The organism is Lentzea sp. NPDC004782 (assembly GCF_040609115.1).
Lineage (GTDB): Bacteria > Actinomycetota > Actinomycetes > Mycobacteriales > Pseudonocardiaceae > Lentzea.
Genome location: NZ_JBEXJN010000043.1, coordinates 48,451 through 75,149 on the forward strand (window position 1 = coordinate 48,451; position 26,699 = coordinate 75,149).

Here is a 26,699-nt window from a genome sequence, read left to right on the forward strand (position 1 = left end):
ACGTGCCTGGTCAAGCGCGACCCCCGGTGGATGAAGGGCGCCTTCATCCACCTGAGGTCGATGAAGGCGCCCTTCATCCACGATGCGAGCGCTCCTGCCGGCTGCCCGCTGAGAGCAGCGCAAGAGGCCGGGTGTAGTTGACGGCGATTCGATCAAGAGTTGGTGGTACTTGCAGGCGCAGTTGGCGCCAGCGAGACCAGAGGGTTTCGGATAACGCTTTCGGCCAGGTGCTTAGTAGGGAGCCCTGATGGACTTCAAGCTCGACGACACCCAGCAGGAGATCGCCAGGCTGGCGGCCGACGTGCTGGGCAGGGAGAGCGGCGCGCCGTGGAAAGCCCTGGGGGAGGCGGGTTTGCTGTCCCTGGCCGTGCCGGAACGACTGGGTGGCGACGGGCTCGGCGTCCTGGAGACCGCCGTCCTGCTGACCGAGGTCGGCCGGCGGGCGGTGGACGTGCCCGCGCTGGCGACTCTGGCGTTGGGCGTGCTGCCGATCGTCAAGCACGGGACCGTCGAGCAACAGGACGAGTTGCTGCCGCTGGTGACCGAGCAGCACGGTGTGCTGACGGCGGCGCTCAGCGAACCGTCCCGTCCGCTGCCTGCGGAACCGCGCACGAAGGCCGGACCGGACGGGATCTTCGGCGTGAAGATCAACGTGCCGCACGCCGCGGAAGCACGCCGGATGCTGGTGAGCGCGGACACCGGCGTCTACGTCGTCGATCCGGCTCAGCCAGGTGTGTCCACATCGGACGGTACCGTGCGCTTCGAGGGCGCCCGCGGCGAGGAGCTGCCGGGCGCGGCCGAGGATCTGCGCCGATTCGCGCTGGCCGGCGCGTGCGCGGTCGCGGACGGCGTGCTGGCCGGCGCCCTGGACCTCACCGTGAAGCACGTCGGCACGCGGCACCAGTTCGGCAAGCCGCTCTCGACGTTCCAGGCCGCCGCCTGCCAGGTCGCGGACGTCTACATCGCCGCCCGCACGCTCCACCTCGCCACGCTCTCCGCTTGCTGGAGTCTCGACGACAACGACCTGGACACCGCGGCCTACTGGCTCGCGGCGGAAGCGCTGCCGGCCGTGCACACGTGCCACCACCTGCACGGCGGGCTGGGCCTCGACATCACCTACCCGATGCACCGCTACTACGGCATGGCCAAGGAGCTGACGCGGTTCGTCGGCGGAGTGGAGCACCGCTTGGGAGCCATCGATGTTCATTGACCTCACCGCCGACCAGCGCAGGCTGCGGGACGAGCTGCGCGAGTACTTCGCGAACGTCATGTCCGCCGAGGAACGCGAGGCGATGCTCACCGAGCGGCACGGCCGGACCTACCGCGAGCTGGTGCGCAGGCTCGGCCGCGACGGCAGGCTCGGCGTCGGGTGGCCGCGGGAGTACGGCGGCAAGGGTTTCGGGCCGGTCGAGCAGCAGATCTTCGTCAACGAGGCGGCGCGGGCCGACGTCCCGCTGCCGTACGTGACGCTGCAGACGGTCGGGCCGACGCTGCAGGCCTTCGGCACCCAGGAGCAGAAGGACTTCTTCCTGCCGCGCATCCTCAGCGGCGACCTCCACTTCGCCATCGGCTACACCGAACCCGACGCCGGCACGGACCTGGCCGCGTTGCGCACCAAGGCGGTCCGCGACGGCGACCACTACGTCGTCAACGGGCAGAAGACGTTCACGACCGGTGGGCACGACGCGGACTACGTGTGGCTGGCCTGCCGCACCGGAGCACCGGGCTCGCGGCACAAGGGCATCACGATCCTCATCGTCGACACGACCGACCCCGGCTACTCGTGGACGCCGATCATCACGTGCGACGGCGCGCACCACGTCAACGCGACCTACTACAACGACGTGCACGTACCCGAAAACCGCAGGGTCGGCGAGGAGAACAAGGGCTGGCGGCTGATCACCACCCAGCTCAACCACGAGCGCGTGATGCTCGGCCCGTCCGGCAGGCTCGGTGCACTGCTGGAACGCGTCCACGGCTGGGCCCGCGAACGGCAGCTGCTCGACCTGCCCGACGTGCGGCGGGCGCTCGCCGAGGCACGCGCGGTGCACCGGGTGAACGAGCTGCTCAACTGGCAGGTCGCGAGCGGTGAGGTGGAGGTCGCGGACGCCAGTGCCACCAAGGTGTTCGCCGCGGACCGCACCCAGCGCGTCGGCAGGTTGCTGGAGGAACTGGTGGGACGGCACGGCGCCGACGCGGAACTGGTGCGGTGGCTGGACGTGCAGGCGCGGCGCAACCTCGTGCTGACCTTCGGCGGGGGCGTGAACGAGATCCAGCGCGAGCTGATCGCCAACATCGGGCTCGGACTACCACGGGTGGTGCGATGATCGACATCGAGAAGGAGGCCGCGCGCATCGCCGAACGCGGCGAGTCGGCGCCGCGGCTGGCACGTGACCCGGTGAACCTGCCGATGATCAACAACTGGCTGGAGGCCATCGGCGACCGGCACCCCGGCTACACCGAGGTCGCGCCACCGGCGATGGTGCAGGTGTGGACGATGGCGGGTCTGCACGGTCGGCGCAGCCTGGACGACCCGCTCGGCGCGATGATGAAGATCCTGGACGAGGCCGGGTTCACGTCCGTGGTGGCGACGAACAGCGACCAGACCTACCACCGCTACCTCAGGGTCGGCGAGCACGTGTCGGTGACGACGAGCCTGGAGGACGTGACCGGTCCGAAGAAGACCGGGCTGGGGGAGGGCTGGTTCGTCACGACCAGGAGCACCTGGTACGTCGGCGACGAGCCGGTGGCCGAGATGCGGTTCCGGGTGTTGAAGTTCCGCCCGGCGCAGAAACCCGAACCAGCGCCCGCACCACAGCAAACCCAGGTCATCCGGCCGTCCGTCAACCGCGACACCGAGTACTTCTGGGCAGGCTGCCGCGAAGGCGAGCTTCGCATCCAGCGCTGCGGCGGCTGCGGCCTGCTCCGGCACCCGCCCGGCCCCATGTGCCCGGAATGCGGTGCCACCAAACCGAAGTACCTGGTCTCGGACGGTCGCGGCGTGATCTACAGCTACGTCGTGCACCACCACCCGCAGGTGCCCGGCAAGCAGACCCCGTTCGTGATCGCCCTGGTCGAGCTGGACGAGGGCGTGCGGATGCTCGGTGAGTTCCAGGGCGAACCGAGCATCGGGCTGCCGGTCGAGGTCGTGTTCACCGAGGTCGACGACGAACTCACGATGCCGAGCTGGAGGCCCCGTGCGGATCGGTGATTCCCTGCCCGAGTGGCACGTCGAGGCCACGCCGACGTTCGTGATCAGCACCGCGATCGCGACCCGCGACTTCCAGGACGTGCACCACGACCGCGACCTCGCGGTCCAGCGCGGCTCGAAGGACATCTTCATCAACATCCTGACGACGACCGGCCTGGTGCAGCGGTACGTCACGGACTGGGCCGGCCCGGAAGTGCTGGTGCGCCAGGTGAACATCCGGCTCGGCGCGCCCTGCTACGCCTACGACACGCTGAAGTTCTTCGGTCAGGTCATCCAGAAGGACGACCAGGACGTGATCATCGAGGTCGTCGGCAGGACCGGGCACGGCGACCACGTCACCGGAACCGTGAAGATCGAGATGCCGGCATGAACGCCGCGATCGTGGGCATCGGCGCGACCGACTTCTCCAAGGACTCCGGCCGCAGCGAGCTCCAGCTGGCCGCCGAGGCGGTCAGGGCCGCGCTCCAGGACGCCGGGCTCACTCCGTCCGATGTGGACGGACTGGTCAGCTTCACCATGGACACCAACGCCGAGATCGCGGTCGCGCGCGAGCTGGGCATCCCGGAGCTGACGTTCTTCAGCCGGGTCCACTACGGCGGCGGGGCGGCGTGCGCGACCGTCCAGCAGGCCGCGATGGCCGTGCAGACCGGTGCCGCCGAGGTCGTCGTCTGCTACCGGGCCTTCAACGAACGCTCCGGCCACCGGTTCGGCCAGGTGCAGACCGCGGCCGCCGCGAACATCGACAACAGCTGGTCGTACCCCATGGGCCTGGGTACACCGGCCGCGATGGTCGCCATGTTCGCCCGCCGGTACATGCACGAGTACGGCGCGACCTCCGAAGACTTCGGCCGGATCGCCGTGATCGACCGCAAGCACGCCGCCACGAACCCGCACGCGTGGTTCCACGACCGGCCGATCACGCTGGCGGACCACCAGGCGTCGCGCTGGATCGCCGAACCCCTGCGGCTGCTCGACTGCTGCCAGGAGACCGACGGCGGGGTGGCCCTGGTGGTCACGTCCGCCGAGCTCGCGCGCGACCTGCCGAACAAGCCCGCGCACGTCAGGGCCGCCACCCAGGGCAGCGGCCCCGACCAGTTCACGATGACCAGCTACTACCGCGACGACCTGACCGGGCTGCCCGAGATGGGCGTGGTGGCGCGCGGGCTGTGGGAGAGGTCGGGTCTCGGTCCGTCCGATGTGGACGTCGCCGTGCTCTACGACCACTTCACCCCGTTCGTGCTGGTGCAGCTGGAGGAACTGGGGTTCTGCGGCCGGGGCGAGGCCAAGGACTTCATCGCCTCCGGCGCCCTGGAACTGGACGGGTCGCTGCCGCTCAACCCGCACGGCGGCCAGCTGGGCGAGGCCTACCTGCACGGCATGAACGGCATCGCCGAGGGCGTCCGCCAGGTCCGCGGCACCGCGGTGAACCAGGTCGCGAACGTCGAGCACGTCCTGGTCACCGCGGGAACGGGCGTGCCGACCAGCGGGTTGGTCCTGAGCAGGTAACCGGAAGTCGTGTTCGCGACTCGCCGTCCGGTGAGGTGGATGAAGGGCGCCTTCATCCACCTGAAGTGGAGGAAGGAGCCCTTCATCCACGTAACTGCCCAGGATCTCTGGCATGGCGCTCAGGCTCGTCGTAGCCGGTCGCGCATCACCTTGCGCACCAGCTTCGACAGTCCCTTGGCCTCCTCCTCCGGCTCGGCCTGGAGGTAGCCGAGGAGCTGGAGCAGCAGGTCGTTCGTCGACGACCAGAGCGGCACGAAGCTGCCGGCGACCGGTCCGGTGCCCCGGACCGGGCCACCGGTCATCTCGGTGATCTTCCGGACCAGCTCCAGGGTCTGCTCGTCGCGGAACACCAGCTGCACCTCGTCTTCCGCGAGCCGCAGCTCCATCTTGCGCGCCGCCGTCTCCTCCGGCGTGGCGTCGGTGGTCGTGTCCGGGTCGAGCTCGTCGATCTTCGCGGCGATCACGTCCGGATCGATGCCGAGGTCCGCGAGGACGCGGGCCGCCATGCTTCCCTCCGACCTGACCAACGCCTCCAGCAGGTGGTGGCTGCCGACCGGCCCGGCTCCGGCCAGAGCCTCGGCCGCGGCGAACGCCTCGTCGGCGGCGGTCGTCGACTTGTGCGTGCGGGCGGCCGGTTCGGCGATCTCCGCCAGCACGGCCTTGCGCAGCCGGTTCAGGTCGTCGACGTGCTTCGCGAGGATCTTCGCCGCGACGCCTTCGCCTTCCCGGATCAGCCCGAGCAGGATGTGCTCGGCCCCGATGTGGTTGTGGCCCAGGTTGATCGCCTCGCGCAACGCGAGCTCGAGAACCTTCTTCGCCCTCGGTGTGAACGGGATGTGCCCCTTCATCTCCGGCTCGGCGCCGCGCGGCACGATCTCGAGCAGGTCGGTGGTCACCGACTCCTTGGTGAACCCGAGCTGGCGAAGCACCCTGGCCGGCAGGCCGGCCGGTGCGTCGAACAGGCCGAGCAGGACGTGCTCGGTCCCGATGTAGTTGTGCTGCAACCCCCGTGCCGCTTCCTGAGCGTGCACGACGACCTGGCGGGCTTCCCCCGTGAATCGCTCGAACATGAACCGAGCGTGCGCGCCTACGATTGACCATGTCAATGCACTGTCACTGACAGGGTGGTCTGCCAATGGCAAGCGACTGGGAAGAACGGCTCGCGAAATGGCGCGAAGAGCTGCAGCTGTTCGCGCAACTGGAGGACACGCCGTGGGTGTCCCTCGCGCAGGCCGAGGCGGAGACCGGCGTGTCCCGCTCGGCCCTGCGGTCGTGGTATCGCAACGGGGAGATCGAGTCCCGGCTGGTCGACGGCCCGAACGGGCCACAGCGGCTGGTACCGCTCGACGCTGTCGTGGAGCGCGCCGCCCGCTCGCCCCGGATTCAGCGGAGGGCGGAACGCGAGGTCAGCCTCGAAGCCCAGGTGACCCTGTTGCGGCACCGGGTGGACCAGTTGGAGCTGCGGCTGGCGGCGCTGGAGCGGAAGCCACGACCCGAATGACCGCCAAGACCGGCCGCGTCGTCGAACCGGTTCGACCGCAGGCAGGCTCATTCGACTTCTTTGCCTTGCTGAACGTCGTCAACTGCGCAATGTTGTGCAGTTGACGACATCCAGCCTCGTTCCCGGGTCATGACGAACCGGTTCGACCCGAGGGCAGTCCACGGAAGGCATCGACACGCATGAAAGGTCGATCAAGCCGCCTCACCATCGCCGTTGCCACCTCACTCGCGCTCACCGCCTCCGCCATCGCTCTCACCGAAGGGTCGAGCGCACGAGCGGCGGTGTCCGGTCCCTGCGACATCTACGCCACCGGCGGCACGCCCTGCGTGGCCGCGCACAGCACCACGAGGGCGTTGTACGGCAACTACAACGGGCCGCTGTACCAAGTCAGAAGGTCGTCGGACAACACCACGCGGGACATCGGTGTGCTCAGCGCGGGCGGTGTGGCCGACAGCGCCGCCCAGGACACCTTCTGCGGCACCGCGACCTGTCTGATCACCGTCATCTACGACCAGTCCGGCCGCGGCAACCACCTCACCCAGGCACCACCTGGCACCTGGAAGGGTCCCGAGCCGGGCGGGTGGGACAAGCTCGCCGACGCGAAGGCCGCGCCGGTCACCGTCGGCGGCAAGAAGGCCTACGGCGTCTACATCTCGCCGGGCACCGGCTACCGCAACAACAAGACGAACGGTGTCGCGACCGGCGACCAGCCGGAAGGCATCTACGCCGTCGTCGACGGCCAGCACTACAACCAGTGGTGCTGCTTCGACTACGGCAACGCGCAGACGACCAACACCGCCGACAGCCCCGCCATCATGGAGACCGTCTACTTCGGATCCAGCAAGCAGTGGGGCTACGGCGACGGTCCCGGGCCGTGGGTCATGGGCGATCTGGAGTGGGGCCTGTTCTCCGGCGTGAACGCCGGTTACAACAAGAACCCGACCATCAACCACCGCTTCGTCACAGCGGTCGTCAAGGGCGAGTCGAACCACTGGGCGATCCGCGGCGGCGACGCGCAGGCGGGCGGCCTGTCGACCATGTTCGACGGCCCGCGTCCCAAGGGCTACCACCCGATGAAGAAGCAGGGCGCGATCCTCCTCGGCATCGGCGGTGACAACAGCGTCACCGGCGCCGGCACGTTCTTCGAGGGCGTGCTCACCTCCGGTTACCCGTCGAACGCCACCGAGGAGGCCGTTCAGGCCAACATCACCGCCGCCGGCTACGCCCCGCCGGGAGGCGGCAACCCGCAGCCGGGCGTGCAGATCGTCGGCAGCCAGTCCGGCCGTTGCGCCGACGCGCCGGCCACCACCAACGGCACCCAGGTGCAACTGCTGGACTGCCAGAGCGCGGACCGGCAGCGCTGGACCTACACGGCCGACAAGAGGCTGCAGGTCTACGGCAACAAGTGCCTCGACGCCAACGGTCAAGGCACCACCAACGGCACCCAGGTGATCGTCTGGGACTGCCACGGCGGTGCGAACCAGCAGTGGAACGTCAACTCGAACGGCAGCATCTCCGGCGTGCAGTCAGGCCGGTGCCTGGACGCCAACGGCGGCGGCACGGCCAACGGCACGAAGCTGATTCTCTGGGACTGTCACGGCGGCACTAACCAGCAGTGGGCTCTGCGAGGCTGAGCACCGCGTCGGCGAGAACGGGACGGTCCCCGGCCGAGGTCGTCAGCACGAGCCGCGGACCGTCCCGCCACACCCGTGTGGTCAGGGTTTCACCGGGGAAGACCACCCCCGCGAACTTCGCGCCGAACGACCGCACCTGCTCCGGTCCGCCGAGCAGCGCGTCGATCACCGCCTTGCACACCACGCCGTACGTGCACAGGCCGTGCAGGATCGGCCGGTCGAACCCGGCCAGCCGGGCGAACTCGGGGTCGGCGTGCAACGGGTTCCGGTCGCCGCACAACCGGTACAGGTACGCCTGCTGGGGCAGCGTCGGTGTCTCGATCACCGCGTCCGGCTCCCGCGCCGGCACCTCGACCTTCTGCGACGGCCCGCGCGACCCGCCGAACCCGCCCTCGCCGCGGGCGAAGATGCTGGACCTGGTGGTGTAGAGCGAAGTCCCGTCGGGAGTCACCGCCGTCGACTCCTGCACGATCACGGCGGCCTTCCCCTTGTCCCAGACGTCGGCGATCCGCGTCCGCAACACGGCCTCGCCCTCGGCGGGAATCGGCGTGTGCACCGTGATCTCCTGCGTCCCGTGCAGAACCCGCGCGAGGTCGACGTCCACGCCGGGGAACGACACGGCGGGCGGAGCGGTCTCGTGGAACCGGGGTGCCACCACGCCGAACGTCGGCAGCACCCGCAGGCCCTGTTCATAGACGTAACGGAGTTCCGTCGCGCCCAGTGCCAGGTGGTAGAGCAGCACGTCGGAGTGCGTCCAGGAGAACTTGATCTCCGGGAGTTCCGCCCCAATCGCCACGTCCGGATCGATCGGCATCAGGCCGCCCCTCACTCGTAGGTGATCTTCACCGTGTCGGTGACCGGAACCGACTGGCACGCCAGCACGATGCCCTCGGCGATGTCCTCGGAGTCGAGCACGTCGTTGTTGAGCATCTTGACCTCGCCCTCGACGAGCCGGCACGCGCACGCGCTGCACGCGCCCTCCCGGCACGAGTACGGCGCGTCGAGTCCCTTCTCCAGCAACAGGTCGAGCAGCTTCTGCCGCGCGGGCCACGGAAACCGGTGCTGCTCGCCGTCCAGCGACACCTCGACCACGGCGTCGGGCCGGTCGTCCACCACCGCGACGACGTCCGAGAACGGATCGCTGGACAACGACACGAACTTCTCGACGTGCACGACCGGCACGTCGTGCAGGGCCTGACGGGCAGCTTCCATGAACGGCCCCGGCCCGCACACGAACGCCTCGTCGCACTTGCGCACGAACGCCCGCAACGCGCCGACGTGCGGCAACCCCTGCACCGACTCCAGCCAGTGCACCACGGTCAGTCGCTCGGGATGCGCGCGGCACAGCTCGTCGAGCTCCCGCGCGAAGATCACCGAGCTCTCGTCCCTGTTGGCGTAGAACAGGAACACGCGCCCGGACGCCCCGAGCACCGCCTTGATGATCGACATGATCGGCGTGATCCCGCTGCCCGCCGCGAACGCCAGCACCGAGCAGTCCAACGACGAGGGCGTGAACACCCCGGCAGGCGCCAGCACCTCCAGTTCCATGCCGACGCACAGCTCGGAGCACATCCATGCCGAGCCGTACCCGTCCGGCGTGCGCTTGACCGTGATCTTCAACGGCTCACCCGGCGCGCTCGACAGCGAGTAGCAGCGCGCCACCTCACCCGCCCGCACGGTCAGGAACTGCCCTGGTCTCGTCGGGAAGTCCACTCCGGACAGCACGAACGAGCGCGCGTCCGGCGTCTCCTCGATCACGGCGTCGACCCGCAGCCGGTGCACCTCAGCCATCGGCGACCTCCAGCGTCCCGTCGCGCACGGCCTTCTCGATGCTGTCCCGCAACCGCAGGCACGTCCGCACGAACGCCGATCGCGGCCCGCACAGCTCAGGGCACGTGCTGGTGTCGGACAGCCACTGCACGCTCGTGTGCTGCGGGCTGTTCTTCTTCACCAGCACCTGGTTCCCGCAGTCGCACCGCACCGGCTGCATGCCACCGACCAGGAACTCGTCCCGCTCGTTCATGACTGTTGAGGTGCCGGTTCTTTTTTGGCGAGGTTCTCGGCGACCTCCTTCTCCCACACCTCGACCGCTCGGCTCGTGTCGACCTCGTACTCGAACCGCCGCACCATGTCGTCGGTGACGTCCTCGACGTCGACGTAGAACTGCTCGTACCAGCGCCGCAGCTGGTAGACAGGTCCGTCCTCCTCGCACAGCAACGGGTTTTCGATCCGCGTCTTGTTCTGCCAGATCTCCACGTCCTGCAGGAACCCGACCCCGATGCCGCGCGCGAACTTCGCCGCGATCTTGTCGGCGTGCTCGTCGGACACCCCGGGCAGCTTCTTCACGATCGCGCCCCACTGCAACCGGAACGACGTCGGTGAGATCGGGTAGTGGCAGTTGATCAGCACGGTCTCGATCTCGATGCCCTTGTAGTCGTTCCACAGGTAATCGATCATGTACGACGGCCCGTAGTACGAGGCCTCGGACCGGACTTCGACGTCACCGGTGTAGTTCGAGCCCATCGCGACGTCCGGGCGGCCGCGCGTGGTGAGGTACTGCGAGGCGATGTGGCCTTCCATCACGTTCTTGAAGTAGGTAGGGAACGCGAAGTGGATGTAGAAGAAGTGGGCCATGTCCACGACGTTGTCGATGATCTCGCGGCAGTTCGCGCCGTCGATCACCACCGAGTCCCACGTCCAGTTGCTCCACTCGTCGCTGAACGCGGCGTCGATGCGCGGGATCGTCACGTGCTCGGGCGGCGGGTTGCCCTGCGGGTCGTTCCACACGAAGAGCTGCTTGTTCTCTTCGAGAGTGATCCACGAGCGGGTGCGCGCCCTCAACGGAACCCTTTTGGCGTAAGGAATTTCGACGCACCTGCCGTTGCCCGTCCAGCGCCAGTCGTGGAACGGGCACGCGACGGTGTTGCCCTTGACGGTGCCCTGGGTGAGGTCGCCGCCCATGTGCCGGCAGTAGCCGTCGAGGACGTTGAGCTTGCCGTCCTCGGTGCCGAACACCACCAGCTTGGTGCCGAACGCCTCCACGGCGTGGGGTTTGCCGTCGCGGAAGCTGTCGGCCAGTCCGAGGCAGTGCCAGCCGCGCGCGAACCGCGCTGGAGGCGCGCCGGTGTCGATCGTGCGTACGGCGTCCTGCGTCATGACATTCCTCCAGTGATGTCGAGGCCGGCGAGATAACCGAACGTCATCGCCGGTCCGAGGGTGGCGCCCGCGCCCGCGTAGGTGTGTCCCATCACGGACGCCGTGGTGTTGCCCGCCGCGTACAGGCCTTCGATCACCGAACCGTCCTCGCGCAGCACTCGCGCGCGGGTGTCGGTGCGCAGCCCGCCCTTGGTGCCGAGGTCACCGGGCACGATCTTGACGGCGTAGTACGGACCGGTCATGAGCGGCGCCAGGTTGGGGTTCGGGTGGTTGCGCGGGTCGCCGTAGTACCGGTCGTAGGCGCTGTCGCCGCGGTGGAAGTCGGTGTCGTTGCCGTCCACGGCCAGGGTGTTGAACCGTCGAACGGTGTCCAGGAGTTCTGGCAGATCCGCTTCCTGGGCGAGGTTCTCCAGCGAACCCGCGGTGAGCACGGAGCCGCTCCAGCGGCGGGGGAGCGGGCGGCGGGGCGGGACGCCGCAGAACGGGTAGCGGCTGCGGTAGGCGTGGTCGAACACCAGCCAGGTCGTGCCCTTCATCGCCTTCACCACGTCGATGTAGGGCGCGGCCTCGTTGACGAACCGGCGTCCGACGCCGTCGACCAGCACGCAGCCGGGCAGCGACCGTTCGGCGAGCAGGAAGTACGGGCCGCGCGGCAGGGGGACCGAAGGGCCCCACCACGCCTCGTCCATCAGCCCGACGGCCGCGCCGGCCCGCACCCCGGCCTCGATGCCGTCACCGGTGTTGGCCTTGGCGCCGACCGTCCACTCCGTACCGATGTCCTGGTGTTGTTCGCGCAGCTGTTCGTTGTGCTCGAAGCCGCCGGACGCCAGGACCACGTGCGGTGCCTTGATCAGTTCCTCGCCGATGAGGACTCCGGCGACCCGGTCGTTCTCGAAGTGCAGGTCGGTCATCGCGGTGTTGAGCCGCACCTCGACGTTCAGCGCTTTGAGGCCTGCTCGCAGTCCGGCCGCCAGCGCCTGGCCCATGGTGAGCCGTCGGCCCGGCAGGAAGCGGCGGGCGAAGACCTTGGCGGCGGTGAACAGGCCGCGCGGGTGCCGTCCGATCAGCGTCAGCCACCGGTAGTCGGTCTGGGTGATCACGATGCCCGCGGGCGTCGGCACGTACGGCGGTTCGAGGTCCTTGATCTCCTCGCCGAGCAGCTCGGTGTTGAACGGCACCGGTTCGACCGAGCGGCCGCGCGGACGGCCGCCGGGGGCCTCCGGGTAGTAGTCGGCGTAGTCGCGGACCCAGCGGAACCGCAGCGGGGTGTGCGCGACGACGAACGCCAGCATCGCCGGTCCGGCGTCCAGGAACGCCTCGCGCAGCTCGGCCGGCACGTCACCGGCGATGTGCTCCAGGTAGGTGCTGGCCTGTTCGGGTGAGTCGAGCTGTCCGGCGGCCGCGAGCACGGCGTTGTTCGGCACCCAGATGCCGCCGCCGGACCGCGCGGTCGAGCCGCCGAAGTGCTCGGCCTTCTCGACGACGAGGGTGCGCAGGCCCTGCTGAGCGGTGCAGAGGGCGGCTGTCATGCCTGCCGCACCGCTGCCGACGACGATCACGTCGTACATCGCACCTCCCCGAGGCATCAGACTAGAACAGGTTATAGTTCTGGGGCGCTTTGGCGCTATGGTGTAGGAGTTCCAGGCAGGTCGACTCACCGAGAACACGTTTCGGGAAGGTTAAAGCGTGGAGGACTCCGCGGACGTGGTCGTGATCGGTTTCGGTGCGGCCGGCGCGTGCGCCGCCATCGAGGCCGCGGCGGCCGGTGCGTCCGTGGTGGTGCTGGACCGGTTCGCGGGTGGTGGTGCGACCGCGCTGTCCGGCGGAGTCGTGTACGCCGGCGGTGGAACGCGGCAGCAGGTCGAGGCCGGAGTCACCGACACGTCCGAGGCGATGTTCTCCTACCTGAAGCACGAGGTCCGGGACGCGGTGTCCGAGGCGACGCTGCGGCGGTTCTGCGAGGACAGCGCCAAGATGCTGGCCTGGCTGGAGGACCAGGGCGTGCCGTTCTCCTCGGCCCTCTGCCCGTTCAAGACGTCGTACCCGACCGACGACTACTACCTCTACCAGTCCGGCAGCGAGGACGCCTGGCCCGACCCGGCGCCGCGTGGGCACCGCACCAGAGCCAAAGGCACGTCCGGCAAGGTCTTCTTCGCCCGGCTGGCCGAGGCGACCCGGCGTGCGGGCGCGCGGATCATGCCGCAGACTCGCGCGGTCGAGCTGATCACCTCGGACGGCCGGGTCACCGGCGTGCGGTGCCGGACGCTCACCGGGCTTCCTCAGGCGGTGCACCGGACGTTGACCAGGGCCGGAGCGAAACCGTGGCTCTACCACCCGCCGCTCGGCCGGCGCCTGTTCGCGCTGGCTGCGTGGGTGGAACGACGGTTCGGGCGGTCGCTGGTGGTGAGCGCGCGGCAGGGCGTCGTGATCTCGGCCGGCGGGTTCATCGCGAACCGGGCGATGGTGCACGAGCACGCGCCGGCGTACCGGGGTGCCCTCGCGCTGGGCTCTCCGGGTGACGATGGCGGCGGCATCCGGCTCGGTGTTGCCGCAGGCGGGAAGACCGCGCGACTGGACAAGGTTTCGGCGTGGCGGTTCGTCACGCCGCCCAGTGCGTTGCAACGCGGAGTGCTCGTCGACGCGGACGGTCGGCGGTTCGGTGACGCGACGCGGTACGGCGCGGCCATCGGCGATGAGATCGTCGCGCGCGGCGGCAAGGCGTGGCTGCTGATCGACGACGACATCCTGCGGGTGGCACGCGCCCAGGTGAGGACGCAGACCGCGCCGTTCCAGAAGTGGCAGGTCCGGTACCTGCTGAACCGCGGCCTGGTCACCGCGCCCACGATCGAGGAAGCGGCGGCCAAAGCGGGAATCGGGACGCCCCAGCCGTTCGGCACGCCGCCGTACTCGCTGATCAACGTCAGCGTGCGCGCCGGGTTCGGCTACCCGTGCCCGACGCTCACCCTCGGCGGACTTGTCGTCGACGAGGAAACCGGTCAGGTGCAAGGGGTTTCCGGCCTGTACGCGGCAGGCCGTTCGGCCGTCGGCGTGTGCTCGGAGTCCTACGTGAGCGGGCTCTCGCTCGCCGACTGCGTCTTCTCCGGTCGTCGTGCGGGTCAACATGTGGTGGAGGAGGCCGGGTGCTGACGATCCAGAAGAGAGAAGCGGCCGCCGAGCTGCTGCGCGTGGCGGAACGCGACCGCGTGCCGATCAAGCCGCTGGTCGAGCTGTACCCGGAGATCGACGTCGTGGACGCGTACGAGATCCAGCTGCTCAACGTCCGGCACCGCAACCGCGACGTGATCGGCCACAAGGTCGGCCTGTCGTCGTTGGCGATGCAGCAGATGATGGGCGTCGACGAACCGGACTACGGCCATCTCCTCGACGACATGCAGCTGACCGGAACCGCGGACGCGTCGGCCTATCTGTACCCGCGGGTCGAGGTGGAGATCGCGTTCCTGCTCAGCGCGGACCTGCCGGGGGAGGGCTGCACGGTCTCCGACGTGCTGGCCGCCACCGAGTTCGTCGCGCCGGCCATCGAGCTGATCGACAGCCGGATCGAGAACTGGCGGATCGGCCTGCAGGACACCATCGCGGACAACGCGTCCTCGGCCGGGTTCGTGCTGGGCTCCGAGCGCGTCCGACCGTCCGAACTGGACATCGGTGCGGTCGCGGCGACGTTGCGCCGCAACGGTGAAGTCGTCGCCGAAGGACGTGGTGACGCGGTGCTGGGCGATCCGGCGATCGCGGTGGCGTGGCTCGCGCAGAAGGTCGCGTCGTTCGGGGTCCGGCTGCTGGCGGGCGACATCGTGCTGCCGGGCTCGTGCACGCGGGCGATCGACGCGCGGCCGGGCGACGAGTTCCACGCCGAGTTCGCCGGGCTTGGTTCTGTCGGACTGAAGTTCGAATAGGGGTGACTGGGTGAAGGCGGCCATCGTCGGGTCCGGCAACATCGGCACCGACCTGCTCTACAAGCTCCTGCGCTCACCGGTGCTCCAACCGCGCTGGATGGTGGGCATCGACCCGGCCAGCGAAGGCCTCAAGCGCGCGGCGTCGCTGGGCCTGGAGGTCTCGGTCGACGGCGCGGAGTGGTTGCTGCGTCAGGACGAGCTGCCCGACATCGTGTTCGAGGCGACGTCCGCGGCGGTGCACCGGGCCAACGCGCCGCGCTACGCCGAGGCGGGCATCCGGGCGGTCGACCTGACCCCGGCGGCGGTCGGGCCCTACGTGGTGCCGCCGGTGAACCTCGGCGAGCACCAGGACGCGCCGAACATCAACCTGATCACGTGCGGCGGCCAGGCCACGATTCCGATGGTGCACGCGGTTTCTCGTGTGGTGCCGGTGTCGTACGCGGAGATCGTGGCGAGCGTGGCGTCGGTGTCGGCGGGACCGGGGACGCGGGCCAACATCGACGAGTTCACCCGCACGACCAGTCGCGGCATCGAGGCGATCGGCGGAGCTGAACGAGGCAAGGCCATCATCGTGCTGAACCCCGCGGATCCACCGATGATCATGCGCGACACCATCTTCTGCGCGATTCCCGGGGACGCGGACCCGGACCCGATCACCGACTCGATCGCCCGCATGGAGAACGACATCAGGTCGTACGTGCCGGGTTTCCGGTTGCTCAGCGAACCGCAGTTCGACGACGGCCGGGTGTCGATCTTCGTCGAGGTCGCCGGTGCCGGCGACTTCCTGCCGGAGTACGCCGGAAACCTGGACATCATGACGGCCGCCGCGACCAAGGTGGGGGAGGAGATCGCTCGTGCAGCTGCGCCAGAGGTTGCGACTGACCGACACGTCACTGCGTGATGGCTCGCACCACAAACGGCACCAGTTCACCGTCGAGGACGTGCGCTCGATCGTGGCGGCACTGGACGACGCCGGCGTGCCGGTGATCGAGGTGACGCACGGCGACGGGCTGGGCGGGTCGTCGTTCAACTACGGCTTCAGCCTCACGCCGGAGCAGGAGCTGATCAAGGTCGCGGCGGAGACGGCGCGGCGGGCCAGGATCGCCGTGCTGATGCTGCCCGGCGTGGGCGTCAAGGACGACATCCTGATCTCCCAGGACAACGGCGCGTCGATCGTCCGCATCGCCACCCACTGCACCGAGGCGGACGTGTCCGTGCAGCACTTCCAGCTGGCGCGTGAACGCGGGCTGGAGACCGTCGGGTTCCTGATGATGGCGCACTCGCAGCCACCGGAGGTGCTCGCCGAGCAGGCGCGGATCATGGCCGACGCCGGGTGCCAGTGCGTCTACGTGGTCGACTCGGCCGGAGCCCTGGTGCTGGAACAGGTGTCCGAGCGGGTCTCAGCGCTGGTCGCCGAGCTCGGGGACGACGCGCAGGTCGGGTTCCACGGGCACGAGAACCTCGGGCTGAGCGTGGCGAACTCCGTGGCCGCGGCACGGGCCGGGGCGAAGCAGATCGACGGCAGCGTGCGCGGATTCGGTGCGGGCGCGGGAAACACGCCGCTGGAAGCGTTCGTCGGAGTGTGCGACAAGCTCGGTTTCGAGACCGGCGTCGACTTCTTCAAGATCGTGGACGCGGCCGAGGACGTCGTCCGGCCCGTCATGCCCGAGGAGTGCCTGCTCGACCGGATGGCGCTGATGATGGGCTACGCGGGCGTCTACTCCAGCTTCCTCAAACACGCCTACACGCAGGCGAAACGCTACGGCGTGTCCGGCGCGCAGATCCTCGTCCGCGCGGGCGAGCGCAAGCTCGTGGGCGGGCAGGAGGACCAGCTGATCGACATCGCACTGGAGCTGAGCAGGGAGAAAATCCGATGAGTGAGGAGATCCTCGGCAAGGTGCGGGAGCTGCTGCCCAGCCTGCGGGAACGCGCGGCGGAGGCGGAGGAGCTGCGCAAGGTGCCGCCGGAGTCGGTGAAGGCGTTGCAGGAGACCGGTTTCTTCCGGATGCTGCAGCCTGTGCGGTACGGCGGCTTCGAGTCGCACCCGCTCGACTTCTACACCGCCGTCAAGCTGATCGCGAGCGCGTGCGGGTCGACGGGCTGGGTCGCGTCGGTGCTGGGCGTGCACCCGTGGCACGTCGGGCTGTTCGACGTGCGGGCGCAGGACGAGGTGTTCGGCGAGGACCAGGACACCCGGATCTCTTCCTCCTACGCGCCGACGGGCCGCGCGACGGCGGTCGAGGGCGGCTTCCGGTTCAGCGGCAAGTGGAGCTTCTCGTCCGGCTGCGACCACGCGACGTGGGTCCTGCTCGGCGGCCTGGTGATGAACGACGAGGGCAAGCCGGTCGACTTCCGCACGTTCCTGCTGCCGATCGCGGACTACACGATCAACGACGTCTGGGACACGGTCGGCCTGCGCGGTACGGGCAGCAACGACATCGTGGTCGAGGACGTGTTCGTGCCGGAGTACCGGGCGCTGAGCATGATGCACACCGCGCGGTGCATCTGCCCCGGTCAGGACGTCAACCCCGGGCCGCTGTTCCGGATGCCCTACGGGACGATCCACCCGTACGCGATCACCGCGCCGATGATCGGTATGGCGGCCGGCGCGTACGAGATCCACGTCGGCGCGACCCGTGAACGCGTCCGGGCCGCGTACCTGGGCGAGAAGTCGGTCGAGGACCCGTTCGCGCAGGTGCGGATCGCCACGGCGGCCGGCGACATCGACACCGCGTGGTGGCAGCTGGAGAAGGACATCAACGACGAGTGGGAGCACGCCGTCGCGGGCACGAAGATCCCGATCGATCTGCGCCTGCGGGCGCGGCGCGACCAGGTGCTGGGCAGCGCGCGGGCGATCTCCGCCATCGACCGGCTCTTCGAGAGCGCGGGCGGCAAGGCGATCAACCAAGGCTTGCCGTTGCCGCGGTTCTGGCGTGACGCGCACGCCGCACGGGTGCACGCGGCCAACGACCCGGAGCGCGTGCTCGTGTTGTACGGCAAGAACGAGCTCGGCATCCAGGTTCGCGACGGGTTGTTCTGAGGGGCGATCATGAGTGTGCGGCTGCACTACCACGAGGCAGGTACGGACAACCCCGAGACGCTGGTCCTGCTGCACGGCGGTGGACCCGGCGCGTCGTCGCTGAGCAACTTCGGCCGCAACATCCCGGTGTTCGCGAAGTCGTTCCGAGTGCTCGCCGTGGACCTGCCCGGTTACGGCCAGTCCGACAAGCCCGCCGAGCACGACCAGTACTTCACCTTCGCGGCCAGGGCTTTGCGGGACCTGCTCGACTCGCTCGGGGTCGAGCAGGCGCACCTCCTCGGCAACTCCCTGGGCGGCGGCACCGCCGTCCGGTTCGCGCTGGACTACGGGAAACGCGCCGGGCGGTTGGTGTTGATGGGGCCGGGCGGGCTGTCGTTGAACGTCTTCTCACCCGATCCGACCGAGGGTGTGCGCAAGCTCAGCGCGTTCGCTCGCACGCCGACGCGGGAGAAGATCGAGGAGTTCCTGCGGATCATGGTGTTCGACCAGTCGCTGGTCACCGACGAGCTGATCGACGAACGGTTCGAGGCGGCCCGGCAGCCGGAGTCCTTGCGCGCCATGGCCGCGCTGGGCAAGTCGTTCGCCGGGCCGGACTTCGAGCAGGGCATGCTCTGGCGTGACGCCTACAAGCTGCGCCAACGGGTGCTGCTGGTCTGGGGCCGCGAGGACCGGGTGAACCCGCTGGACGGCGCGCTGACGGCGTTGAAGCTGATCCCGCGGGCGCAGCTGCACGTGTTCGGCGGGTGCGGGCACTGGGCGCAGCTGGAGAAGTTCGACGAGTTCAACCGGCTCGCTCTCGACTTTCTTTCGGAGGCGTGATGGGGATCCGCTCGCTGGGTTATCTCCGGATCGAGGCCACCGACATGGACCGGTGGCGCGAGTTCGGGCTGAAGGTTCTCGGCATGGTCGAGGGCAAGGGCTCGACTCCCGGTGCGCTGTACCTGCGGATGGACGACTTCCCGGCCCGGCTGGTGATCGTGCCGGGCTCGTCCGACCGCCTGCAGGTCTCCGGCTGGGAGGCCGCGACGGAGGCCGAGCTGGAGGAGGTGGCGAAGCGGCTGGCGTCCGCGGGGGTGTCGTACGCCGAGGGCACGGCCGAGGACCTGGCCGAGCGCCGGGTGAACGGGCTGATCAGGTTCGACGACCCGTCCGGCAACACCCTGGAGGTCTTCCACGGCGCTGCCCTGGAACACCGACGGGTGGTCTCTCCCTACGGGCACCGCTTCGTGACCGAGGAGCAGGGCCTCGGCCACGTCGTCCTGTCCACTTCGGACGACGAGGCGGCGTTGCACTTCTACCGGGACGTGCTCGGCTTCCGGCTGCGCGACTCGATGCGGCTGCCACCGCAGTTCGTCGGCCGCCCGGCGGACGGGCCGCCGGCGTGGCTGCGGTTCTTCGGCTGCAACCCGCGCCACCACAGCCTCGCGTTCCTGCCGATGCCGACGCCGAGCGGGATCGTGCACCTGATGGTCGAGGTCGAGAACACCGACGACGTCGGCCTGACGCTGGACCGCGCGCTGCGGCGCAAGGTGCCGATGTCGGCGACTTTGGGCAGGCACGTGAACGACCTGATGCTGTCGTTCTACATGAAGACACCCGGCGGGTTCGACGTCGAGTTCGGCTGCGAGGGACGGCAGGTGTCCGATGAGGACTGGATCGCACGCGAGAGCACGGCGGTGAGCCTGTGGGGACACGACTTCAGCGTGGGCTACCGGAAGTAGCCGCCCGCTACCGCTCGGTCCTCGGTCATTTCTGCACCGGGGTGACCGTGGTGACCGGCATGTCCGCCGACGGCCCGGTCGGGTTCGCCTGCCAGGCGTTCGCGGCGCTGTCGCTGGACCCGCCGCTGGTGCTGTTCTGTCCGCAACGGACTTCACGCAGCTGGGCGGCGATGGCGTCGGCCGGCGCGTTCTGCGTGAACGTGCTGGCGGAGGACCAGCGCGAGGTGTCGACGGTGTTCGGCAAGGCCGGTGCGGACAAGTTCGCGAGCGTGTCGTGGCGGCCGTCGGGCACCGGTGCGCCGGTGCTCGACGGGGCCCTGACCTGGGTCGACTGCCAGGTGTCGGTGGTGCACGACGCCGGTGACCACCACATGGTCGTCGGCAACGTGGTGGAACTCGGTCCGGTGCGCGACGCACAGCCGTTGCTGTTCTACCGCGGCCGTTACGCCGCGCACGCCGAACTGGACACGCGCGGCTGGTCGGGCGAGGTGCTGGACAACCTCCTGACCTGGCAACGTCAATCAGAGTGGCATTAGCGCCTTGATCTCCCATGATGCGGTGGGGAAGCGGACTTCCCCGTTGTGCACGAACGGGTCGAACGCACGCAGGACGGTCTTGAGGACGTCCTCGCGCTCGTTCTCGTCCATGGTCTGGAGCGCGCGGCCGACCGGGCCGAGCATGGTCAGGTACTTCGGCAACACCTCCTCGGGCATGGCGCAGGTCAGATCGACCGGCCGGAGGTCGATCGCGGTCCAGCCGCTCTCGCCGAGGATCTTGCGCGTGCGGTCGGGGCTCGCGAGCCCGTACGGTCCCGGCGCGTCGGGATCGAACGTCGGCAGGTCCGGCATCAGCGGTGCGACCGCGCGTTCGGCGGTCGTCATGAACGGGTTCTCGTCCTTGTCGCGCCAGACCACCGCACGCAGTTCGCCTCCCGGTTTCGCGGCGGTGCGGAGGTTGCGGAACGCGGCCACCGGGTCGTCGAAGAACATCACCCCGAACCGCGAGACGACCAGGTCGAACTCCGGTTCGAACGCGTGCACCTGGGCGTCGGCCTGGAAGAACCGGACGTTCGCGCTCTCCCGCGCCACGGCGATCTGCGGCCCGGAGATGTCGACGCCGACGCACGGCACGTCACCGAGGGCCGCCGCGATCGCCCTGGTCACGCCCCCGGTCCCGCACCCGACGTCGAGCACCCCGGTGCGCGGCTTCTCCCGTGCCGCCCGCACGAGCAGGTCCTCGTACGGGCGCAGAACCTGGTCGACCATGTCCCGTGCGACGGCCCAGCCGTGCCCGCCCGCGCCGTTCCACAGTGCCGCCTGCTCGGTGTTGACCTCAGCTGTCATGCTCCTACCGTCCTACTTCAAGTCGGCTTGAGGTCAAGTGTCATGCAGGAACTCGGTATCGGCGAGGTGGTGCGGCGGTCCGGCGTGCCCGCCTCGACCCTGCGCTACTACGAGGAGCGCGGCCTGATCGGCCCGGTCGGCCGGCGCGGCCTCACGCGGGTCTTCGACCAGGGCGTCTTCCAGCGGCTCGCGCTGATCTCCGTCGGCCGCGCGGCCGGGTTCACGCTCGACGAGATCGCGGTGATGTTCGCGCCGGACGGCAGCCCGCGCCTCGACCGCGCGGTGCTCACCGGCAAGGCGGACGAGCTGGACGCGACGATCCGGCGGCTGACCGTCATGCGGGACGGGCTGCGGCACGCCGCGTCCTGCCCGGCGCCGACGCACATGGAGTGCCCCAAGTTCCAGCGCCTGCTGGAACGGCTCACCGCGGGCTAGCGCCCAACCGCCAGCGCTCGAGGGCGAGGCGGATGGGTTAGGTCAGCGCTTGGAGGCGCTGGAGGTGGTGGGCCGGGCTGCCGAACAGCTGGGCGCTGCCGTGCGCGCGCTTGAAGTACAGGTGGGCGTCGTGCTCCCAGGTGATCGCGATGCCGCCGTGCAGCTGGATCATCTCGGCGGCGACCTTGCAGAACGCCTCGGAGCAGTACACCTTCGCCACCGCCGCGGACACCTCGTCGGTGGCGGCCAACGCGGCTGACCTGGCGGTCTCGACGAGGACGTGGAGATCCGCCATGCGGTGCTTCAACGCCTGGAACGAGCCGATGGGCTTGCCGAACTGGACCCGCGTCTTGGCGTACTCGACGGTGATCTCCAGTGCTCGTGCGGCGCCGCCGACCTGTTCGGCCGCAAGAGCCGCCAGGGCGATGTCCCGGATCTCGGGTGACCAGCGGCCGAGGCGGAGCGCGGGCGTGCTGGTGAGGTGGATCGTGGCGAGCCGGCGGGTCTGGTCCAGCGTAGGCGTGTGCTCGCGGGTCACGCCGTTCAGGTCCACCTCGTACAGCCAGGTGCCGTCGCTGACCAGGAGGATCTCGGCCAGGTCGCCGTCGAGGACGAAGCGTGCGGTGCCGTCGAGGTAGTCGCTGGCGGCGTTGACCTCCGGGTGGTCGAACGCCTCGGTCGAGGTGATCTCGACGCAGTCCCAGGCCAGCGTGGCGACGGCGCCGTCCGCGATCCGGCGCAGCAACCGGCCGGTGTCGCGGAACCTCAGCAGTGCCCGGGCGGCGATGGTCGAGGCCAGCAGCGGTGACGGCGTGAGGGTGCGGCCGAGCTCTTCCAGCGCCACCAGGGTTTCCGCGAGACCGGCGCCGGATCCGCCGTGCTGCTCGGGGATCGGGAGCACGCCCATGTCGCACAGCCGTCCCCACAGGCCCTTGTCGCACCCGTCCGGGGTCTCGATCGCCGCGCGGACGTCCGAGTGCTTGGCGAGCAGGCCGCGGACGGCGTCGCGCAGTGCGAGTTGTTCCGGTGTCACAACGCCTCCAGCACGCGCGCTCGGTGCATCGACGGGCTGCCCCACGCGGTGCGCAGGGCTCGGGTCTGCAGCAGGAACCGGCCGAGCGCGTGCTCGGCGGTGTAGCCGATCGCGCCGTGCACCTGCAGCGCCGTCCGGGCGGCCTGCCAGGCGGCGTCGGAGGCGGCGACCTTGGCGGCGGAGACGTCCCGCGGCGACATGGTGACGGCCGCGCCGAACACCAGCGGGCGTGCCAGTTCCAGTCCGATGTGGACGTTGGCCAGGTGGTGCTTCACGGCCTGGAAAGAGCCGATCGGCTTGCCGAACTGGGCTCGCGCCTTCGCGTGGGCGGTGCTCATCTCCAGCACGGCGCGGCCGAGGCCGAGGAGCTGGGCCGAGCACACCAGAACACCGAGGTCGATCGCCCGTTCAACCGGAACGCCGGTCGCAACGACCTCGCCGCCGACGAGTTCGACGAGCCGTCGTTCAGGGTCCACGGAAGGGACCGGCGACGTCGCCAGGGCCGAACGGACGGCGTCACCCTCGACCAGGTAGTACCGATCAGCCTCGACGGCGTGCGGAACGATCGGTGGAAAAGCCAGCGAGCCGGGGCCGAGGCCGAGTGACGGCAGCACCGCCAGCGACTCGATCAGCGGACCGGACACCGCGTGGTGCCCCAGTTCCTCGAACACCACCACGAGGTCGACCGGGTCGGTCACCTCGTCCACCCCGAGCGACGCCAGGTCCCGTTTCCCCGCGGCGAGAAAACCGTGCAGCACCGCGGCGAAGTCCGTCTGCTCGGACGACAGCGTGAACATCATCGCGGCAACCCCAGGATCCGCTCGGCGATCACATTGCGCTGGATCTCGTTCGTACCGGCGTAAATGGGCCCGGCCAGCGAGAACAGCCAGCCGTCCCGCCACCCCGGCGCGGTCTCGCCGAGCAGGTCCAGCGCGGTCTCGTGCAACGCCACGTCCAGCTCCGACCAGAACACCTTCGTGACGCTGGCGGCCGGTCCGGCAGGCGGGTCGGCCAGGGATCCGAACGTGTGCAACCGATAGGCCTGCGCGCCGATCCACGCGTCGACGACCCGGTCGCGCAACGCCGGATCCGGGTTCTTCCGGTACAGCTCGACCAGCCGCCCGGCCGCCGCGACGAACCGGCCGGGGCTGCGCAACGACAGCCCGCGCTCGTTGCCCGCGGTGCTCATCGCGACCCGCCAGCCGTCGCCGACGGCACCGATCACGTCGTGGTCCGGCACGAACACGTCGTCCAGGAAGATCTCGGCGAACCCCGGTTCACCGTCGAGTTGGGCGATCGGCCGGACCGTCACCCCGTCGGCACGCAGGTCGAACATCAGGTAGGTCAGCCCGCGATGTCTGCCCTCCGGCGAGGTCCGGAACAGCCCGAACGCCCGGTCCGCGAACGCCGCCCGTGAGCTCCAGGTCTTCTGCCCGCGCAAGAGCCAGCCACCCTCGGCGCGAACCGCGGTGCTGCGCAACGACGCCAGGTCCGAGCCCGCCTCCGGCTCCGACCAGGCCTGCGCCCACACCTCGTCCCCGCGCGCCATCGGCGGCAGGATCCGGGCGCGTTGCTCGTCGGTGCCGTGCGCGAACAACGTCGGCGCCAGCAGGAAGATGCCGTTCTGCGAGACCCGTCCGGGAGCACCGGCGGCGTGGTACTCCTCCTCGAAGATCAGCCACTGCAACAGCGACGCGTCCCGGCCGCCGAACTCCGATGGCCACGAGACCACAGACAATCGTGCTGAGGCGAGCTGCCGTTCCCACGCGCGGTGCTCCTCGAAGCCGACGGCAGTGTCCATTGAGGACAAAGAGCGGACCTGAGAGGCCAGCCACGACCGGACCTTGGCCTGGAACTCCAGCGTCGCGGCGTCCAAGTCGAGATCCATCAGCCGGAGGCCTTCTTCATCGCACGGGCGTCCATCCCGGCCAGCGCGTCGGGGCTGACCTCGGCGTTGTGGGCGTGCGCGAAGTGGTGCAGCCCGAACACCGAGTCCATCCCGGCCCGCAGGCCCATCAGGTCCTCGGACTGGTTGACCGCCTTCTTCGCGAGCGCCAGCCCGAACTGCGGCATCGCCGAGATCCGCCCGGCCAGCTCGAAGGTCGTGGACTCGAGCGAGGGCCGCGGCACGACCCGCGACACCATGCCCCACTCGTAGGCGCGCTGGGCGGAGAACCGGTCGCCGGTGAACAGCACCTCCTTCGCGGCGCGCGGGCCGAGCACCCACGGGTGCGCGAAGTACTCGACGCCCGGAATTCCCATGCGCACCACGGGATCGGCGAAGAACGCGTCGTCCGAAGCCACGATCAGATCGCACACCCATGCCAGCATCAGGCCGCCCGCCACGCACGCGCCCTGCACCATCGCGATCGTCGGCTTCGGGATCTCCCGCCACCGCCGGCACATCCCGAGGTAGACCTCCATCTCGCGGGCGAACCGGAGGTCACCGCCCTCGCGGCCGACGTGGTCCCACCACATCACCGCCTTGCGCTCGAACGACTGGTCCACGTCCCGGCCCGGAGAGCCGATGTCGTGGCCCGCGGAGAAGTGGTCGCCCGCCCCGGCCAGCACGATCACCTTGACCTCGGCGTCGTCGACGGCGCGCGAGAAGGCCTCGTCCAGCGCGTAGGTCATCGCCGAGTTCTGCGCGTTGCGGTACTCCGGCCGGTTCATGGTCACGACGGCGACCGCGTCCCGTCGTTCGTACTCCACTGTCACGCGTTCTCCTTGCGCAGTAGGTGCTTGAGGACCTTGCCACCGGCGTTGCGGGGGAGCGCGGGGTGGAACTCGACGGCCCGCGGCACCTTGTAGTTGGCCAGTCGTTCACGGCAGAAGGCGATCACCTCGTCCGACGTGAGCGAGAAACCGGGTGACGTCACGACGTGCGCCACCCCCACTTCACCGAGCCGTGTGTCGGGCATGCCCACCACCGCGGACTCGGCGACTCCCGGCAACCGGGCCAGCGCCTGCTCGACCTCGGCGGGGTAGACGTTGAACCCGCCGCAGATGTACATGTCCTTGAGCCGGTCGGTGATCGACAGGTAACCGCGCGCGTCGATCCGCCCGACATCGCCCGTGTGCAGCCATCCCTCGGCATCGATGGCCGCCGCGGTCGCCTCGGGATCGTCGAGGTAGCCGAGCATCACGTTCGGACCGCGCAGCAGCACCTCGTCCTGCTCGCCCAGCCGCAGCTCGAAGTCCGCCATCGGCCGCCCGCACGTGTGCGCCACGGTCTCCGGTGAGTCGTCCGGACGGCACATCGTGGCCACGACGGCTTCGGTGAGCCCGTACGCGGTCAGAACGGTCGAGAACGACAGCTCCGACTGCATCCGCTCGACCAGCGCCACGGGCACCACCGCGGCCCCGGTGACCGCGAGCCGCAGTGACGACAGGTCGAACGAGCCGCGGTCGGGGTGATCGAGCAACGACTGGTAGATCGTCGGCGGACCCGGCAGCACGGTGACGCGTTCCCGTTCGATCAGGCGCATCGTCTCGGCCACGTCGAACACCCGCTGCGGCACGATCGTCGCGCCCCGCAGCAGACAGGCGAGAATCCCCGCCTTGTAGCCGAAGGTGTGGAAGAACGGGTTGACGATCAGGTACCGGTCGTCGGACGACAACTCGCCGCAGGACGCCCACGCCTCCGCGACACCCAGCGACTGCCGGTGCGCGCTCATGGCGCCCTTGCTGCGCCCGGTCGTGCCGGACGTGTACATGACGTCGCAGAGCTGGTCCGGGTCGAGCGAGGGCAGGTTCGTGGCCCAGTCGAGCCAGTCGACGGGCAGCCGCACGATGATCTCCGGGAGCTCCTCGCCCCGCAGCTCGGCCAGCCGGTCGCGGCCGAGGAACGAGTCCTCCACGAGGAACGCGCGCGCCCTGCTGCGCCGCAGCACGTCCAGCGTCTCGGTCGCGGTGAACCGGGTGTTGATCGGCACCAGCGCGGCACCGGCGTGCAACGCCCCGAGCGCCGCCACCACCCAGTACCACGAGTTGGGCGCGCACAACGCGACCCGGTCGCCGGGCTGCACACCCATCCCGATGAGGGCGCGCGCCGCCGTGTGCACCTTCGCTCGCAGCGCGAGGTAGGTGAGACGAACCTCCTCGTCCACCAACGCTTCCGCGTCGCCGAAGAGCGAAGCGGCGCGGTCGAGCACAGCTGAAACCGTTTGCCTGCTTGGATCACCGGCCATGAACGCCCTCCAAAGCAA

Annotated in this window: 28 protein-coding genes and 1 pseudogene; 16 read left to right on the forward strand and 13 right to left on the reverse strand. The window is 69.5% G+C overall.

Annotation, left to right across the window (positions count from 1 at the left end):
- Positions 1-247: 247 nt before the first annotated feature.
- From ABZV40_RS32640 to ABZV40_RS32660, 5 genes are read left to right on the forward strand one after another with little or no spacing between them, the layout of a single operon-like run.
- The gene (locus ABZV40_RS32640; RefSeq protein WP_355450213.1) at positions 248-1,210 is read left to right on the forward strand and encodes an acyl-CoA dehydrogenase family protein; all 963 of its coding nucleotides are present in this window, start codon (positions 248-250) and stop codon (positions 1,208-1,210) included.
- Positions 1,200-2,327: an acyl-CoA dehydrogenase family protein gene (locus ABZV40_RS32645; protein WP_355450216.1), complete on the forward strand. Its 1,128-nt coding sequence runs from the start codon at positions 1,200-1,202 to the stop codon at positions 2,325-2,327. The genes ABZV40_RS32640 and ABZV40_RS32645 overlap by 11 nt, the downstream gene beginning before the upstream one ends.
- Positions 2,327-3,211: an OB-fold domain-containing protein gene (locus ABZV40_RS32650; protein ID WP_355450321.1), complete on the forward strand. Its 885-nt coding sequence runs from the start codon at positions 2,327-2,329 to the stop codon at positions 3,209-3,211. The genes ABZV40_RS32645 and ABZV40_RS32650 overlap by 1 nt, the downstream gene beginning before the upstream one ends.
- The gene (locus ABZV40_RS32655) at positions 3,198-3,581 is read left to right on the forward strand and encodes a MaoC family dehydratase (protein WP_355450219.1); all 384 of its coding nucleotides are present in this window, start codon (positions 3,198-3,200) and stop codon (positions 3,579-3,581) included. Before ABZV40_RS32650 ends, ABZV40_RS32655 begins: the two co-directional genes overlap by 14 nt.
- Complete coding sequence (locus ABZV40_RS32660) at positions 3,578-4,717, forward strand: lipid-transfer protein (RefSeq protein ID WP_355450222.1); 1,140 nt, start codon at positions 3,578-3,580, stop codon at positions 4,715-4,717. Before ABZV40_RS32655 ends, ABZV40_RS32660 begins: the two co-directional genes overlap by 4 nt.
- Positions 4,718-4,836: 119 nt before the next feature.
- Here the strand turns inward: ABZV40_RS32660 and ABZV40_RS32665 are convergent, their stop codons facing one another.
- Complete coding sequence (locus tag ABZV40_RS32665; protein ID WP_355450324.1) at positions 4,837-5,373, reverse strand: Clp protease N-terminal domain-containing protein; 537 nt, start codon at positions 5,371-5,373, stop codon at positions 4,837-4,839.
- A pseudogene (locus ABZV40_RS32670) lies at positions 5,368-5,787 on the reverse strand (Clp protease N-terminal domain-containing protein); the annotation flags it as partial. The gene ABZV40_RS32665 and the pseudogene ABZV40_RS32670, both read right to left, overlap by 6 nt.
- Positions 5,788-5,852: 65 nt before the next feature.
- On the opposite strand from ABZV40_RS32670, the gene ABZV40_RS32675 reads away from it, so the two are divergent.
- Both ABZV40_RS32675 and ABZV40_RS32680 read left to right on the forward strand, forming a co-directional pair.
- Positions 5,853-6,218 carry an excisionase gene (locus ABZV40_RS32675; protein WP_355450225.1) on the forward strand — a complete coding sequence of 122 codons (366 nt, stop codon included), beginning with the start codon at positions 5,853-5,855 and terminating at the stop codon, positions 6,216-6,218.
- Between the two features lie 179 nt (positions 6,219-6,397).
- A complete protein-coding gene (locus tag ABZV40_RS32680; RefSeq protein WP_355450228.1) occupies positions 6,398-7,852 on the forward strand; it encodes an arabinofuranosidase catalytic domain-containing protein in 1,455 nt (484 codons plus the stop codon).
- On the opposite strand, the gene ABZV40_RS32685 is transcribed toward ABZV40_RS32680, so the two are convergent.
- From ABZV40_RS32685 to ABZV40_RS32705, 5 genes are read right to left on the reverse strand one after another with little or no spacing between them, the layout of a single operon-like run.
- Complete coding sequence (locus tag ABZV40_RS32685) at positions 7,824-8,666, reverse strand: MaoC/PaaZ C-terminal domain-containing protein (RefSeq protein WP_355450231.1); 843 nt, start codon at positions 8,664-8,666, stop codon at positions 7,824-7,826. The two genes, ABZV40_RS32680 and ABZV40_RS32685, sit on opposite strands and share 29 nt — an antisense overlap.
- 11 nt (positions 8,667-8,677) lie before the next feature.
- Positions 8,678-9,643: a ferredoxin--NADP reductase gene (locus tag ABZV40_RS32690; RefSeq protein ID WP_355450234.1), complete on the reverse strand. Its 966-nt coding sequence runs from the start codon at positions 9,641-9,643 to the stop codon at positions 8,678-8,680.
- Positions 9,636-9,875 (reverse strand): hypothetical protein, encoded by a 240-nt coding sequence (locus tag ABZV40_RS32695; RefSeq protein ID WP_355450237.1) that lies wholly within the window; start codon positions 9,873-9,875, stop codon positions 9,636-9,638. Before ABZV40_RS32695 ends, ABZV40_RS32690 begins: the two co-directional genes overlap by 8 nt.
- Positions 9,872-11,008 carry a Rieske 2Fe-2S domain-containing protein gene (locus ABZV40_RS32700; RefSeq protein ID WP_355450240.1) on the reverse strand — a complete coding sequence of 379 codons (1,137 nt, stop codon included), beginning with the start codon at positions 11,006-11,008 and terminating at the stop codon, positions 9,872-9,874. Before ABZV40_RS32700 ends, ABZV40_RS32695 begins: the two co-directional genes overlap by 4 nt.
- Positions 11,005-12,576, reverse strand: coding sequence for an FAD-dependent oxidoreductase (locus ABZV40_RS32705; RefSeq protein ID WP_355450243.1), 1,572 nt, complete (start codon positions 12,574-12,576; stop codon positions 11,005-11,007). Before ABZV40_RS32705 ends, ABZV40_RS32700 begins: the two co-directional genes overlap by 4 nt.
- 118 nt (positions 12,577-12,694) lie before the next feature.
- On the opposite strand from ABZV40_RS32705, the gene ABZV40_RS32710 reads away from it, so the two are divergent.
- From ABZV40_RS32710 to hsaB, 8 genes are read left to right on the forward strand one after another with little or no spacing between them, the layout of a single operon-like run.
- Positions 12,695-14,155: an FAD-binding protein gene (locus tag ABZV40_RS32710; protein ID WP_355450246.1), complete on the forward strand. Its 1,461-nt coding sequence runs from the start codon at positions 12,695-12,697 to the stop codon at positions 14,153-14,155.
- Entirely contained in the window at positions 14,149-14,919 is a 771-nt protein-coding gene (locus tag ABZV40_RS32715; RefSeq protein WP_355450249.1) for a 2-keto-4-pentenoate hydratase, read from the forward strand. The genes ABZV40_RS32710 and ABZV40_RS32715 overlap by 7 nt, the downstream gene beginning before the upstream one ends.
- 10 nt (positions 14,920-14,929) lie before the next feature.
- A complete protein-coding gene (locus ABZV40_RS32720) occupies positions 14,930-15,820 on the forward strand; it encodes an acetaldehyde dehydrogenase (acetylating) (protein ID WP_355450252.1) in 891 nt (296 codons plus the stop codon).
- Entirely contained in the window at positions 15,780-16,796 is a 1,017-nt protein-coding gene (dmpG, locus tag ABZV40_RS32725; RefSeq protein WP_355450327.1) for a 4-hydroxy-2-oxovalerate aldolase, read from the forward strand. The genes ABZV40_RS32720 and dmpG overlap by 41 nt, the downstream gene beginning before the upstream one ends.
- A complete protein-coding gene (hsaA, locus tag ABZV40_RS32730) occupies positions 16,793-17,959 on the forward strand; it encodes a 3-hydroxy-9,10-secoandrosta-1,3,5(10)-triene-9,17-dione monooxygenase oxygenase subunit (RefSeq protein WP_355450254.1) in 1,167 nt (388 codons plus the stop codon). The genes dmpG and hsaA overlap by 4 nt, the downstream gene beginning before the upstream one ends.
- A gap of 9 nt (positions 17,960-17,968) precedes the next feature.
- On the forward strand, positions 17,969-18,778 hold the full coding sequence (gene hsaD, locus ABZV40_RS32735) for a 4,5:9,10-diseco-3-hydroxy-5,9,17-trioxoandrosta-1(10),2-diene-4-oate hydrolase (protein ID WP_355450257.1): 810 nt from the start codon (positions 17,969-17,971) through the stop codon (positions 18,776-18,778).
- Entirely contained in the window at positions 18,778-19,680 is a 903-nt protein-coding gene (gene hsaC, locus ABZV40_RS32740) for an iron-dependent extradiol dioxygenase HsaC (protein ID WP_355450260.1), read from the forward strand. The genes hsaD and hsaC overlap by 1 nt, the downstream gene beginning before the upstream one ends.
- Complete coding sequence (hsaB, locus tag ABZV40_RS32745) at positions 19,644-20,216, forward strand: 3-hydroxy-9,10-secoandrosta-1,3,5(10)-triene-9,17-dione monooxygenase reductase subunit (protein ID WP_355450263.1); 573 nt, start codon at positions 19,644-19,646, stop codon at positions 20,214-20,216. The genes hsaC and hsaB overlap by 37 nt, the downstream gene beginning before the upstream one ends.
- Here hsaB and ABZV40_RS32750 read toward each other — a convergent pair.
- Complete coding sequence (locus tag ABZV40_RS32750) at positions 20,202-21,023, reverse strand: class I SAM-dependent methyltransferase (protein ID WP_355450266.1); 822 nt, start codon at positions 21,021-21,023, stop codon at positions 20,202-20,204. The two genes, hsaB and ABZV40_RS32750, sit on opposite strands and share 15 nt — an antisense overlap.
- A 42-nt stretch (positions 21,024-21,065) precedes the next feature.
- On the opposite strand from ABZV40_RS32750, the gene ABZV40_RS32755 reads away from it, so the two are divergent.
- On the forward strand, positions 21,066-21,458 hold the full coding sequence (locus ABZV40_RS32755) for a helix-turn-helix domain-containing protein (protein ID WP_355450268.1): 393 nt from the start codon (positions 21,066-21,068) through the stop codon (positions 21,456-21,458).
- A 37-nt stretch (positions 21,459-21,495) separates the two neighbouring features.
- On the opposite strand, the gene ABZV40_RS32760 is transcribed toward ABZV40_RS32755, so the two are convergent.
- Genes ABZV40_RS32760 through ABZV40_RS32780 form a run of 5 tightly spaced genes read right to left on the reverse strand, consistent with a single transcriptional unit; the run spans position 21,496 to position 26,681 of the window.
- Complete coding sequence (locus ABZV40_RS32760; protein WP_355450271.1) at positions 21,496-22,491, reverse strand: acyl-CoA dehydrogenase family protein; 996 nt, start codon at positions 22,489-22,491, stop codon at positions 21,496-21,498.
- Positions 22,488-23,291, reverse strand: a complete 804-nt coding sequence (locus tag ABZV40_RS32765; protein ID WP_355450273.1) for an acyl-CoA dehydrogenase family protein — start codon at positions 23,289-23,291, stop codon at positions 22,488-22,490. The genes ABZV40_RS32760 and ABZV40_RS32765 overlap by 4 nt, the downstream gene beginning before the upstream one ends.
- Positions 23,288-24,379 (reverse strand): acyl-CoA dehydrogenase family protein, encoded by a 1,092-nt coding sequence (locus tag ABZV40_RS32770; RefSeq protein ID WP_355450276.1) that lies wholly within the window; start codon positions 24,377-24,379, stop codon positions 23,288-23,290. The genes ABZV40_RS32765 and ABZV40_RS32770 overlap by 4 nt, the downstream gene beginning before the upstream one ends.
- Positions 24,379-25,209, reverse strand: coding sequence for an enoyl-CoA hydratase (locus tag ABZV40_RS32775; protein WP_355450279.1), 831 nt, complete (start codon positions 25,207-25,209; stop codon positions 24,379-24,381). The genes ABZV40_RS32770 and ABZV40_RS32775 overlap by 1 nt, the downstream gene beginning before the upstream one ends.
- Complete coding sequence (locus ABZV40_RS32780; RefSeq protein ID WP_355450282.1) at positions 25,206-26,681, reverse strand: FadD3 family acyl-CoA ligase; 1,476 nt, start codon at positions 26,679-26,681, stop codon at positions 25,206-25,208. Before ABZV40_RS32780 ends, ABZV40_RS32775 begins: the two co-directional genes overlap by 4 nt.
- Positions 26,682-26,699 lie beyond the last annotated feature (18 nt).